Origin of the sequence: Planotetraspora kaengkrachanensis, from assembly GCF_016862895.1 — a bacterium.
GTDB lineage: Bacteria > Actinomycetota > Actinomycetes > Streptosporangiales > Streptosporangiaceae > Planotetraspora > Planotetraspora kaengkrachanensis.
Genome location: NZ_BONV01000009.1, coordinates 40715 through 54351 on the forward strand (window position 1 = coordinate 40715; position 13637 = coordinate 54351).

7 protein-coding genes are annotated in these 13637 nt (G+C 71.2%); 4 read left to right on the forward strand and 3 right to left on the reverse strand.

Translation table 11 applies throughout. The features are described 5' to 3' along the window. Positions 1–146: 146 nt before the first annotated feature. Complete coding sequence (hemC, locus tag Pka01_RS12565; RefSeq protein WP_203882881.1) at positions 147–1136, forward strand: hydroxymethylbilane synthase; 990 nt, start codon at positions 147–149, stop codon at positions 1134–1136. 33 nt (positions 1137–1169) lie between these two features. Here hemC and Pka01_RS12570 read toward each other — a convergent pair whose 3' ends face one another. Next, positions 1170–2354 (reverse strand): AI-2E family transporter, encoded by a 1185-nt coding sequence (locus Pka01_RS12570; protein WP_203882882.1) that lies wholly within the window; start codon positions 2352–2354, stop codon positions 1170–1172. 274 nt (positions 2355–2628) lie between these two features. On the opposite strand from Pka01_RS12570, the gene Pka01_RS12575 reads away from it, so the two are divergent. Next, a complete protein-coding gene (locus Pka01_RS12575; protein ID WP_203882883.1) occupies positions 2629–4218 on the forward strand; it encodes an alkaline phosphatase D family protein in 1590 nt (529 codons plus the stop codon). A 233-nt stretch (positions 4219–4451) separates the two neighbouring features. Beyond that, positions 4452–5441, forward strand: a complete 990-nt coding sequence (locus tag Pka01_RS12580; protein WP_203882884.1) for a PP2C family protein-serine/threonine phosphatase — start codon at positions 4452–4454, stop codon at positions 5439–5441. A 102-nt stretch (positions 5442–5543) separates the two neighbouring features. Here Pka01_RS12580 and Pka01_RS12585 read toward each other — a convergent pair whose 3' ends face one another. After that, on the reverse strand, positions 5544–6623 hold the full coding sequence (locus Pka01_RS12585; RefSeq protein ID WP_203882885.1) for a phosphotransferase: 1080 nt from the start codon (positions 6621–6623) through the stop codon (positions 5544–5546). Between the two features lie 82 nt (positions 6624–6705). Between Pka01_RS12585 and Pka01_RS12590 the strand changes: the two genes are divergently transcribed. Then, positions 6706–9363 carry a LuxR C-terminal-related transcriptional regulator gene (locus tag Pka01_RS12590; protein WP_203882886.1) on the forward strand — a complete coding sequence of 886 codons (2658 nt, stop codon included), beginning with the start codon at positions 6706–6708 and terminating at the stop codon, positions 9361–9363. 88 nt (positions 9364–9451) lie between these two features. Here Pka01_RS12590 and Pka01_RS12595 read toward each other — a convergent pair whose 3' ends face one another. After that, the gene (locus tag Pka01_RS12595; RefSeq protein ID WP_203882887.1) at positions 9452–13444 is read right to left on the reverse strand and encodes an Ig-like domain-containing protein; all 3993 of its coding nucleotides are present in this window, start codon (positions 13442–13444) and stop codon (positions 9452–9454) included. Between the last annotated feature and the right edge of the window lie 193 nt (positions 13445–13637).

Here is a 13637-nt window from a genome sequence, read left to right on the forward strand (position 1 = left end):
CACGGAACGACCTGTGGCGATCCTGCGACAGGCCGGGCACCCGCCCTGGCCGAGGAGGCGAGCCCACCCGCCGGGATGATGGTCACCGCACTCGCGCCGCCTGATCGGCAACGCGACAAAGCGCCCAGCACCGGGAGAGCATCCTCATGAACATCGACGCCGCGCTCGCCGAACGTTTCGCCGGCGCTCCGTTGCGGATCGGCACTCGCACATCCGTGCTCGCCATGACCCAGGCCGAGCGTGTCGCCGCCCTGATCGGCGAGTTCGGCGTCACCACCGAGATCGTGCCCATCCAGGTGACGAGCGATCTGTGGGCCGGCGACCTGTCCGAGATCGGCGGCAAGGCCGCGTTCAGCAAGCAGATCGACCGGGCGCTCATCGGCGGGGAGATCGACGTCGCCGTGCACTGCGTCAAGGACGTCCCCGGCGACGTACCGCTGCCCGAAGGCACAGCGTTCGGGGCGTACCTCGAACGCGAGGACGTGCACGACGTCATCGTGTCCCGCGACGGCACCCCTCTGGCCGACATCCCGGCCGGGTCGCTCATCGGCACCAGCTCGGTGCGGCGGCGCGCGCAACTGTGCATCCACCGGCCCGACCTGCGCACGGAGCGGATCCGCGGCAACGTGGACAGCCGCCTGAAGAGGCTTCGCGAGCAGGACGGCCCATTCGCGGCGCTCATCCTGGCCCGCGTCGGTCTCCAGCGCCTTGGCCTGGTCGGCCAGGTCACCGAGGTTCTGCCCGTGGAGTTCCACACCCCCGGCGAGGGTGTGGTCGGCATGGTCCCGCCGGTCGGGGCCGGCGCCCTCGGCATTCAGGCGCGCACGGCCGACACCCCGGTCATGTCGATGCTCGACGAGCTCAACCACCCGGCGACGGCGGGGCACATCCTGGCGGAGCGGACGATGCTGCACATGCTGCGCGGCCACTGCAACTCCCCGATCGCCGGGTACGCCACCACGACCCCGGACGGGCAGCTGTCGCTGTTCGGGATGGTGTTCGACCAGGACGGCTCCCGGTTCGTCCGCTCCCAGGCCTTGGGTGACCCGGCCGACCCGGCCGCGCTGGGCTCGCGGGTCGCGGCCGACCTGCTCCACCAGGGCGCCGGGCGACTCATCACCGCCACACGTAAGTGACCGTCATGGACGGCCGGCCGTCGGCACCCAGAGTCACGATGCCGCGGGCGCCGGGCCCGGAGTCGCGGGCGGCTGCGCGGGCCCGGCGGGCGTTCCAGACGGGGCGGCGGGCGGCTGCGCCGGACCGGCGGGTTGCCCGGGTGGAGCCGCGGGCGGTTCCGGCGGACCAACAGTCGGCTCGTGGCCGTGCCGGGCACGGATGAGCGCCACGATGACGGACGCGACGGGCGCGGCCAGGAACGCGCCGATGATGCCGGCGACCACGCCGCCGACGGCGATGACCACGAGGATGACCGCACCGGGCAGTTCGAGCGCCCGCCCATAGATCTGGGGCGCCAGCACGTGCCCCTCGAGCTGCTGGACCAGAACGGTGACCGCGATCACGATCACCGCGACCAGCCAGCCCTTGGCGACGAACGCGACCACCGCCGCGAGCAGCCCGGCGAGGAACGCGCCGATGACGGGAAGGAAGGCCCCGACGAAGGTGAGGACGGCCAGCGGCAGCGCGATCGGCACGCCCAGGATCCACAGGGCGGTGCCGATGAAGAACGCGTCGACGAATCCCACGATCGCCACGCCGCGGACGTAGCGGCCGACGACGTCGAACACCACCCGGCCGGTGGTGAGGATGGGCGCCCGGTGCCGCGGGGTCAGGTCGGTGATCCAGGTGGCCAGCCGGTCGGCCCCGTGGACCAGGTAGATGGCCAGGATGAACGCAAGCACCGTGCCGACGACGATCTCACCGACCGTCCGCGCGCCGGCGAGGGCGCCGGAGGCGATCTGACCGCCCTGGTGGCTGAGGTACTCGCGGACCTGGGTGACGAGGTCGGCGAGCTTGGCCTCGTTCAGGCCGACGGCGGCGGCGAGGGACTGCAGGTTGGCGGTCGCCTTGTCGACGCTTGTGCTGAGCTCGGACAGGCCGCTCACGGTGGGCGGCACGAGCAGCGCGAACAGGCCGGCGACGAACACGAGGCCGCCGAAGAACACGGTCGCGGTGGACAGCGCGCGGTTGAGCCCGCGTGTTCTCAGCCAGCGCGCCGGAGGGAGCAGCAACGCGGAGATGAACACCGCGAACACCATGGAGATGGCCACCGTGCGGACCACGTAGAGCGCCCAGACGATGACCGCGACGAGCGCGAACACCAGGAGCAGCCGACCGGCCGTGGCACTCACCCGACGCAGTGCCCCGCCGTCCTCGGTCTGCGGCACGAGCGGCATCCTTGGCTCCTCCTGTCGATGATCCCCTGCGGTGATAATCGCAGAGTCTCAGGTATCACTGAAGTGGCGACCGCACCACGCGTCCACGACCGCGGCCCACGTGGGGATGCCCGAAAAGCGAAACGGCACGATACCGCGCCTACAACAGAACGAGCGCGTCATATATTCACTTATCGCCCAATATGGGAGACCTTCACCCTTGTGGGCGAGGTGTCACGTCGGCGCCATTCCGAGTACGCCTGGCGGACAGCGGCGGTAGGTGGAATACCACTCCGTGACCTCTCCAGCGAACGCCCCCGCCCTGTCCGCCCTCAACCGCCGCCGCTTCCTCGTCGGCATCAGCGCCGTCACCGGCCTGGCCGCCTTCAGCCAGGTACCGCTCGAGGGCACCGCCCTCGCCGCACCGCCCATCCGCGGCGGCGAGTATCCGTTCAAGCTCGGCATCGCCTCGGGGGACCCGACGCCTGACGGCGTGGTGCTCTGGACCCGGCTCGTACCCGATCTGTTCAGCCCGGACGGCGGCATGCCGAGCCGTCCGGTGCCGGTCGAATGGCAGGTCGCGCTGGACGAGCGCATGCGGAAGGTCGTCAGGCACGGCACGGTGTCGGCCCTCCCCGAGTTGGCGCACTCGGTGCACGTCGAGGTCGAGGGGCTCGAGCCCGGCCGGGAGTACCACTACCGCTTCCGCTACCGCAACGACGCGTCCGAGGTGGGCCGCACCCGGACGGCGCCGCACGAGCACAGCATGGGGTCCTTGAGCTTCGCGTTCGCCTCCTGCCAGGACTGGACGCACGGCTTCTACTCCGCCTACCGGAACATGGCCGAGGAGAACCTGGATCTTGTGATCCACCTCGGCGACTACGTGTACGAGTACGGCGTCCCCGCCGACGGCGGCATGCGCAAGACGGCGATGCCGGACGTACTGCGCGAAGGTCCGCAGGACCTCGACAGATGGCGCATGCAGTACGCGCTGTACAAGTCCGACCCGGACCTGCAGCGCACCCATGCCCGCTTCCCCTGGCTGGTCACGTGGGACGACCACGAGTTCCAGAACGACTATGTCGGGGACTACGACGGCACGATCAGCACGTCCCGGGTGGCGGCGTACAAGGCGTGGTACGAGCACCAGCCCGTGCGCGGCCGCTCGCTCCCGCGCAGGGACGGCTCGCTCAAGCTCTACGGCAGGTCGAACTGGGGCCGCCTGGCACAGCTCGACCTGCTGGACACCCGGCAGTACCGCACCGCGCCCCCGTGCGGCTGGGGTGAGGCGCCGGCGTGTGACGCCGGCAACGATCCGGCGAAGGGCAGCATGCTCGGTGCGACACAGGAGAAGTGGCTGCTCAAGGGGCTGCACGAGTCGCAGGCCCGATGGAACGTCATCGCGACGAGCGTGATGATGGCGCGCCTGGACCACGACGGTCCGACCGGCGACATCATCTGGCATGACGCCTGGGACGGCTTCCCTGCTTCGCGGAAGGCCATCACCGACACGTTCGTCTCGGCCAAGGTGCGCAATCCGGTCATGGTCGCCGGCGACTGGCATTCGACGTTCGTCAACGACATCAAGAGCGACTTCGACCGGCCCGAGTCCCCCGTCGTGGCGACGGAGTTCGTCGGCACGTCCATTTCGACCAACGGTGACGACGAGGTCTACGGGCCGTACTACGGGCCGATGATGAAGTGGAACCCGCACATCAAGTTCTTCGACGGCGACCGCCGCGGCTACGTGACCTGCGAGCTGAACGCTCATGAGTGGCGGACGGACCTGCGGATGGTCCCGACGGTCAGCCGGGCCGACGCGGCCGCGAAGACGTTCGCCTCGTTCGTCGTCGAGGACCGCCGGCCGGGGGCGGTCAGAATCTAGCGCCGGCGTCCGATCAGCGCCGGAGCACAGATCAGGACAAAGCCCTCCCAAAGGACTATGGCGAGATAAATGCAGGCCAGTGGCCCCGACTTCGTGACCCGAAGTGGCCACTGGCCGTCCACCGCCATGCTTTAGTGGCGCCAGGGGGTTCCGGTCGGACGACGCGGAAAGGGGCTCTGGCGCCACTGCAGACGTATTCGCAGAAACTTCTCTGGTCGCTGCCGTTCGCCGTCATGGCCGTGGTGGCGCTCATCGATCTGCTCAACGGTCCCCGCCTCGGCTTCCTGTCGCTGCTCACGCTGGGCCCGACGTTCGCCTCGGTTTCGGGAAGCGTACGCCGCACCGCCCTGATCGGAGCGATCGCGCTCGCGTTGTCGCTTCCCCTGGCCGCCTACAACCACGTGCTGGGCAGGACGCAGAACTACGTCACCCTCACCACGATCATCGCCATCACCGGGGCGAGCATGCTCGCGAGCCGCCTGCGCATCGAGCGCGAACGGGAACTCGCCAACGTCCGCCTCGTCGCCGAGGCCGCGCAGCGCGTGCTGCTCCGCCCGGTCCCCCGGCAGGCCGGGAACATGCGCGTCGCCCTCTCCTACACCTCGGCCGCGGCGGAGGCGCAGATCGGCGGCGACCTGTACGAGGTGGCCACCACACCGCAGGGTGTCCGGCTGCTGATCGGCGACGTCCAGGGCAAGGGGCTCGACGCGGTCGAGACGGCGGCCTGGGTGCTCGGCGCCTTCCGGGAGGCCGCCTACGACAAGGAGGAGTTACCCGACGTCGCCGAGCAGATGGAGACCAGCATCGTCCGTCATCTGTCCGGGGAGAAGTTCGTCACCGCCATTCTCGCCGAGGTCCGCCACGGCACGATCTCCCTCATCAACTGGGGTCACCCCGCCCCTCTCGTCCTGCGCAGTGACGGCACGGTTCAGGTCGCGGAGCCTCCAGAGGAGGCCGTGCCGATCGGGCTGACGACGTTCGGGCACACCCGGCCCAAGCCGTACGAGATCCCGTTCGCCGACGGCGACCAGATCCTCTTCTACACCGACGGGGTGATCGAGGCCCGCGACGGCGGCGGCGCGTTCTACCCGCTCGCGGACCGGACGGACCTCCTGCGGTCCGAGGATCCGCAGGCGGCCCTTGAGTGCCTGCGAGCCGATCTGCTGAACCATGTCGGCGGCCCTCTGGAGGACGACGCGGCCATGCTGCTCCTGCGCCGATGACGACCCCATGGTTCATCTGACCCGGTGACCGCCTCCGCCGGACGCCGGCCGAGCATGGTCACCAGGGAGACGACCGCGTAGCGGTCCTGGACCTGCACCGGCTCACAGCGCGAGGCCGAGGTCGGCGAGGAAGCGGGCCAGTCCGACTCGCCTGCGGAAGAGCTCACGCGTCCGCGGCGTGACCGGGTCGCCCAGCCGTTCCACGGGGATGGCGGTGAAGGCGCTGCGGAGCACCATGGTGGTGACGTGGCCGGCCGCCAGGTGGTCGTCCGCCATGCCACCGTCCGCGAGGCCGTGTGCGTAGCCGGTCTGGATCGCCCGGTGGATGGCGGGCAGTTCGCCGGGCTCGATCGCGCCCTGGTGGGCGAGGCCGACGAGCAGTTGCCCGAGGTCGAACCCGATGGGGACGGGCGTCTGCCAGCCCCAGTCGATGGCGACGAACTCGCCGGGAGCGTCGGCGGGCACGAGCAGGTTCTCCGGGCTCGCGTCACCGTGCGCCATGGTGTGCGGCAGGCGGTCGGCCGCGGCGAGCAGCTCGGGGATCCGGTGGCCCAGGAGGTCGAGGTCCATCCGCAGCAGGCCGTCTCCGTACGGTGCGACGAGCGGATGCCGCCAGAGCGAAGGCTCGCGCAGCGCGGGCAGCGCACCCTGGACGACCCTGTTCCGCACGAACATCCGGAAGCCTGGCGCGGGGCCGGGACCGTCGGCGGGCCGCATTGCGGCCAGCCTGCCCAGCGCCCTGGCCGCCGCCGTGTAGCGGGTCAGATCCCATTCGCCGGGTGCGATCCGGACGTCCTCCATCCACAGGTCGAGCCGGTCGTCGCCCAGGTCGTCGACGAAGTACAGGCGCGGCAGCCGCAGGCCCTCGGGGAGCGGCAGGCCGGATTCGTAGACGTCGGCCTCCACCCGCCAGGGGAACTCGGCGACGAACGTCGCCCGGTAGGCCTCGGGGACCAGCGCGATGTCCGGCCAGTGCCGGGCCGCGTGGATGGACTTCACGAAGAACGACCAGCGCAGACCGCGGGTCGCCGTCCCCGACACCCGGCGCAGGGCTCCCGTGGAGGGCGTGCCGGAGACGTGGTCGATGACCTCGACGTGGACGGATTCGACCTCGGCGGCCTTGTCGTCGAGACAGGTGCGCACCAGATCGGTCAGGTCGACATTCGGCGAGAGCACGTTCATGTGTCGACTGTCGCCGCGTGAGCCGCGCTCCGCATGAGTACGGCCCTACTCAAGACCCGGCCCCCGGCTTACCATGCTCGCTGTGCGAACCATCTGGCCGTTCGAGGGCCGGGCGGCCCAGCTCGCCGCGATCCGGTCGGCGCTGAACACCGGAGGCGCCGTTCTCGCCGGGCCGGCGGGCGTGGGGAAGAGCCGCCTGGCGGCCGAGGCCGTCATGGGTGAGGTGGGCGAGCCGGGCGGTCTCGTCCGGGTCCTCGCCACCGCCGCCGCATCCGGGATCCCCCTGGGCGCGATGGCGCACCTCCTGCCGCCGCACCCGCCCGAGGGCAACATGATCCGATGGGCGGCCGACGCCCTCCCCGGGAACGAGCCCCTGCTGCTGGTGGACGACGCCCACCTCCTCGACTCGGCCTCGGCCGCGCTGGTGCTGCACCTGGTGGTCGGCGGGCGAGCCCGGGTGCTCGCGACCGTACGCAGCGGTGAGCGGGCGCCCGACGCCGTGACGGCGCTCTGGAAGGACGACCTGCTCGCGCGGATCGAGCTCGGCCCGCTGGAGCTCGCGGAGGCGGGACGCGTCCTTTCCGGTGCGCTCGGCGGCGAAGTCGAGGGCCCCACGGTCCGGCGGTTGTGGCGGGCCGGCGGCGGCAACGTGCTGTTCCTGCGTGAACTCGTGCTCGCCGGCGAATCGAGCGGGGCGCTGGCCGAGCGGCACGGCGTGTGGCGCTGGCAGGGTGAGATCTCGATGACGACGCGGCTGCGCGAACTGGTGGAGGGCCGCGTCGGCGACATCACCCCGGCCGAACGCGAGGCACTGGAATTCACCGCCTACGGCGAACCCCTCGCGGCCGGGCTGCTGGCCGGGCTCGCCCCGATGGAGACGGTGCGCGGGCTGGAGGACCGGCAACTGGTCACGGTGTCCCCCGAGGACCTGTCCGTACGGCTCGCGCACCCGCTCTACGGCGAGGTGATCCGGGCCGGATGCGGGGAGCTGCGCACCCGGGAGGTGCTGAGCCGCCTGGCCGACGCGGTCGAGGCGACCGGATCGGACAGCGGCGAGGACGTGCTGCGGGCCGCCGTCTGGCGGCTGGACAGTGCGACGGCGCACGATCCCGCGCCGCTCATGCGTGCCTGCCACAGCGCGAGGTCCCTCCGCGATCTCGAACTGGCCGTCCGCCTCGGCCGCGCCGCGCTGGCGGCCGGAGGCGGAGTCGCGGCGGGCATCCTGCTGGCGAGCGTGCTCACCTACTCCGACAGGTACGACGAGACCGAGGCGGTGTTGCGCGGCCTCGCCGCCGAGCCGATGGGCGACATGACGCGCGTCGAGTTCGCGAGAGTGCACGCCCTCAACCTCCTGTGGGGGTACGGCCGAGCGGAGGAGGCGTGCGAGGTGCTGGAGGCCGCGGCCGCGGCGATGACGGAGGCGGAGCCGCGCCAGGGCGCCCTGATCATCAGAACCTCGATCGAGCACCTCATGGGAGGGTTCTCCCAGACCAGGCAGGCGATCGAGCGGGTGCGCGAGATGGGACCGCCCAATGCGGCGGTGACCATCGGGCTCGCGGCGATGGAGGCCGACGTCCTGCCCTACGAGGGCCGGGGCGCCCAGGCTCTGGCCCTCGTCGACGGGACCCTCGCGACGATCGGCGAGCTGCCGGAGCCGCTGCCCTCGATCACGATGGCCCTCGTCATGCCCGGCGCCGTCGCCGCGGTGATGACGGGGGATCTCGCGGCGGCCTGGCGGTACGCCGACATCGGATACCGGATCGGCGAGGACCACGGCGGCTGGAGCCGCGCGGTCGTCAGCGCCGGCGCCCTGCGGGCGCAGGTCTGCAGGCTCCGCGGGCGGCCTGCCGAGGCGATCCGGTGGTGCAGGCAGGGGCTGGGAGGGTTGCGGGGCCGGACCCTGCACGCCGGGCCGTGCCTGGCGGAGCTGGCGCACGCCTACGCGCTGACGGGTGACGTGGCGGCCGTCGAGGCGACCATGCGGCTCTCCGACGAGCTCGCCCTCAAGGTCGGCCACCATGTGGAGTTCGCCTTCCGGCTCGCCGAGCCGTGGGCGCTGGCCGCACGCGGCGACGTCGCGGGGGCGGTGGCGGCGGCGCACGGCACCGCCGAGGCGGCGCGCGACCTCCCCCCTTACGCTTTGTTCGCCCTGCACGATCTGGTCAGGCTGGGGGCGGCCGACCTCGTCTCCGATCGGCTCGACCGGTTGGCCGGCCGGATCGACGGCGCGCTGGCGCCGGTGTTCGCCCGCCACGCCCGGGCCATGCGTGATCCCGGGAAACCCGTCGTACGGGAGCTGGACGCGGTCTCGGAGGCGTTCGAGCAGCTGGGCCTGCTGCTGCACGCGGCGGAGGCGTCCGCCCAGGCGGCGCGCGGATACCGGCTCTTGGGCCTGGTCAGGGCCGAACGCGTCGCCGAGACCCGGGCCTGGGCGCTCGCGGGGCGTTGCGACGGCGCCCGCACTCCCGCGCTGGCCGGTCTGGCCGTCCCCGAGCTGACCGCCAGGCAGCGGGAGATCGCCCATCTGGCCGCGTCCGGTCTGAGCAACCGGGACATCGCCGAACGGCTCACGCTCTCCATCCGGACCGTGGCCAACACCCTGGTCCACGTCTATGAGCGGATCGGCGTCAACCGGCGCGATGAGCTGGGCGCGATCCTCCGGGTCGTGGACCGCGGGAGCGGCCCGGATCCGTCGCCGACGCGCGGCCCGGTTCCCCGTCATCCGGGAGCGCCGTCCTGAAAACGGCGGGAACGGCATCGGCCTGAAACGGCGGGGACGCCCGGCGGCCGCTGCCGCCGGGCGTCCCCGTACTACTACTGCTGGTGTTCTACTGCGTGCCGCCCCCGACTGTGACCGCCACGGTGGCCGCCGCCGCGGGCGTGCGGGTCACGTCCTCGGCCGTCGCGGTCAGCGTGTGCGGCCCCTCGGCCAGCGCGACGGTCGAGGAGCAGGTCCACGTGCCGTCGTCCGACGCGGTGGCCGTGCAGACCGGTGCGCCTTCGGCGGTCACGGTCACCTTCGCGTCCGGCTCGCTCGTGCCCGAGACGGCCGGACCGGAGGTCACGGTGGCGCCCGGCTCCGGAGAGGTGATCGTCACCGGCGGGGCGAAGCGGGTGACGTTGGCCACCCCGTTGCCGCTGATCTTCACGACGACGCTGTGCACCGTCACCTGACCGCCGCCGTTGCGGAGCCGGAAGTCCGCGGCGGAGTGCTGCTTGCCGCCGAAGTAGGCGTCGGACGCGCTCACCGTCGCCGTCTTCCAGGTGTTGGTCCCGGTCAGCGGGATGCTCGACGTCGACTTGTACGGGTCGGAGCTGCCGTTGTCGTAGTGCACCGCGAACGAGCCGGTGCCCTGGTCGTAGTAGGAGACGGTGAACGTCGCCGAGTAGAACCCGGCGTGGGCGATCGTGTCGTCGATGTCGAAGTAGATGTTGCTCTGGGTGCTGGTGCGCGCGGTCAGGCCGTCGATCACCGAGGCGGTCGTCGGCCCGTCGAAGCCGCCCGAGGGCCGCTCGTCCTCGCTCATGCCGTACGCGTAGTTGGTCGGGCCGACGACCGAGCCGACCACGGCGGTGCCGGGCGGGAGGTCGGAGGCCTCGAAGGCGACGGCCGCCGAGGAGTCGCCGGCGAGCCCGGTGGTGTCGGCGACCGTCGCGGTGATGGTGTGCCGGGTCGCCGTCAGCCCGCCGCCCGGAGCGCAGCTCCACGCGCCGTTGCCGTCGGCCGTGCCGGTGCACAGCACGGTCTGCCCCTCGCGGACGGTCACGACGCCGTTCGGGATCGTCGTGCCCGCGATGGACGACGCGAGCTTGACCGTCTCACCGCCGCGCGGGGTGGTGATCGCCGGCGCGGGCGGGTACACGCGCCTGTTCGGCACCCACGGCCCGGTGACGGTCACTCCCGTGCTGTGCACGGTGATCGGGTGGTCGGCGTGCAGTCGCAGGTCTGCGCCCGAGTTCTGCAGGCCGCCGAAGTAGGCGCCGGTGAAGGGCACCTCGGCGGTCTTCCAGGTCCCGCTGCCGGTCAGCGTGATGACGCCGGCGGCGTGGTAGCGGTCCTTGGCCCCCGCGTCCACCTGCACGGAGATGTCTCCGGTGCCCTCGTCGACGTAGGAAACCGTCACCTTGCCGTTGTACGCGCCGGTCGCGGCCACGTCGTCGCCGACGTCGAAGTACATGTCGCTGCCGTCGCTCCCCGTTCCCGTGGTGCGGGCCGTCAGGCCGCTCACCACGCCGGCCGTCGTGGTGGCGCCGGCCGAGCCGCTGTAGTCGACCTGGGTCAGGCCGTACGCGCGGTTGGTCGAACCGAGGACGGTGCCGACCGTGGCGGTGCCGGACTGGGCGGTCGCGTCGAGGCCGAGCTGCACCTTGCCCAGGTGCTTCGCCGCGGTCGCCGCAGTGCCGGTGACCTGCGCGTACGGAAGGTCGGTGGTGGGCGCGGAGACCTGCTGCACGAGGTACGACTTGCCCGACTTAACCGGGACGTTCAGGATGTCCTGGCTGCCGGACGCCACCACCTTGCGGCCGTTCTTGCCGTCGACGACCTCGACCTGCTGCCCCGGCCACGGGTTCTTGACCCGCAGCGTGCCGGTGGCCCCGGCCTCGATCGCGGCGGTGACGAGGCGGCCGCCCTGCACCTGGACGTCGACCTTGCCCTTGTCCCGGATGTAGACGCTGCCGCTGACGTCCCAGTCGGACGGCCACGCGGGCGCGAAGCGGATGATGCCGTCGTAGTCCTGCGCGAGCGCCTCGTTGACCGCGGTCGCGACGCCGGACTCCTGCTCGATGTAGGGCTGGTATCCGACGGAGTTGCCGAGGTCGGCGAACCCGTTCGGGTACACCTGGTGCCCCTCGGTGATCGAGATCAGGTTGTCGCGCACCTCGGCGGGGTTTTGCAGCCGCGCCGCGTGGATCGCGTCCATCGTCCAGTCGTTGCCGCCCTTGTTGGGCCGGTGGGCGTAGCTGCGCTGCTCGAGAGCGAACATGCCGGCGTCCTGGTCGCTCACCGTGTTCCACGGCCAGAGCGGCTCAAGCTCGATGTTCTCGCCGTTCCTGCGCGCCGCGGCGGGCTCGTAGGAGATGGCGATCATGTCGGTGCCGGTCGCGTCGGCGGCCTGCGTCTCGGCCGCGGTGTAGTGCGGGTTCAGCAGCTGCGTACGGGTGGCCTGGTCGGTCCGCGGGTACGGCGGGATCTGCGTCAGGGCCTTCCTGACCTGCTGGACCAGGCCGGCGTCGGCCTTCCTGTCGGTGCCGAGCTCCTTCGCGGCCTGCTCGATGATCGGGAAGAGTGTGAGGTCCGCGGCGATGTCGGTGGTCGGGTCGTTCACCGACCACTGGGTCTCGTGCGCGTTCGCGTTGGCGTGCAGCAGGCCGTCCTCGCCCACCTTCTGGTACGCCAGCAGGAACACGGCGGTGGACTTGATGAACGGCCAGTACTTCTTCAGCATCTTGCGGTCACCGGTGGCCTGGTACTGCTGCCACATGTACATGGCGACCTCGGGACCGCTGCTGATGTTCAGCGCGTTCCAGTTGGGCGCGCTCGCCTGGCTGCAGCTGCCGTTGCCGTTGATCTCGATGCCGTTGCCGTTGAAGCGCATGGTCTCCGACACGCAGGCGCCGGGCAGTCCGCCCATCGCGAGCTTGGTCCAGGCCTCGATGTCGGCCAGGTCGTCGGAGTACATGTCGAAGATCGGCGTGTTCAGGTCGTAGTTGCCCGAGCTCATGTTCGCCGCGATCTGCGTGCGCAGGTTCCACAGCCAGTACGCCGACGGCGTCCAGGTCTGGGTGTCCTTGTTCCAGGCGAACATGTCCGCCTCGCCCGCCTGGCTGCCGGGGTAGATGCCCTCCTTCATGGAGGCCGCTTCCTCGTAGAGGTAGAGCGTGCGCAGGTTCTCGATGTAGGCGGCCCTGCCGTCCGCCGAGTCCATCCTGACCAGGCCGGTGTGCGACCAGAAGCGGTCCCACCAGCGGTCCTGGGCGCGCATCAGCTTCTCCACGCGCGCGGTCGCGTCCTTGCCGATCACCTTGGACGCGGTCTCGGCGGCGTCGCCACCGGTCCACGCGGGGGACGCCACGACGACGCGGAACGTGCCGTCGGCGTGCGGCTTGAATGCGACCTTCACCTGCGTGGGGCTCGCGACGGTGGTCGTCACGTCCCGGCCGCCGGCGGTGATGGCGGCCAGCGTGCCGAACGTCTTGCCGCTGCCGATCGAGGGGGCTCCGTCCACCCAGGTCTCGGCGAGGGTGCCGATCGTGCCGGACACCGCGGCGGCGGGCTTGCGGCCCTGCCACAGGTTGATCGTGGCCGTCTGGGCGATGTCGGGGTCGGCGCCGGAGACCTCGACGATCAGCTCGTCCTTCTCCGCCGCCACCCACGCCTTCAACGACATGCCGCCGCCGGACTCCCGCAGCACACCGTCAGTCAGATCGAGCCGCCCGCTGAAGTCGGCGGCATGCGTGATCGCGGACAGGCCCGGAATGTTGAGCTGACCGGGCGACTTGCGGTCCGGCATGGTGTCCGACCGGTTGAGCTGCGCGGTGAAGCCGCCCGCCGCCCACGCCGACACGCCCAGCGACCCGTTGCCGAGCGGCATGGACGCGACGGGGTCCACGTTCGGCGACCCGAGCACGATGTCGGAGCGGCTGACGACTCCGGCCGGATCGAGCTGGAACGCTCCGTCCAGCCAAGCCGTCGTCGCCGCCGCCGCGGCCTCGGCCGTGCCGAAGTCGACGACGACGAGCCCGGCCAGCGCGGCGAGCAGCGCCGACCAGAGCGAGAGGATGCTCCGGAGTGGGACCCGGCGACGGGGGGTGATCTGCACAGTGCCCTCCAGGGCTGACGCGCGATGGAGCAGTGATCCGATGAATGCGTCACATCCCGGGCATGGTTCACCGTAATCATGGCTTCGCAGCCCGTGATGATCTGACTAACATCGGATGAATCTCGTTCTAATCCATTCGCCGAGCCGATGTAAAGACCTGCGACACACAAACGTTTCACTGAGGGAATCCAGC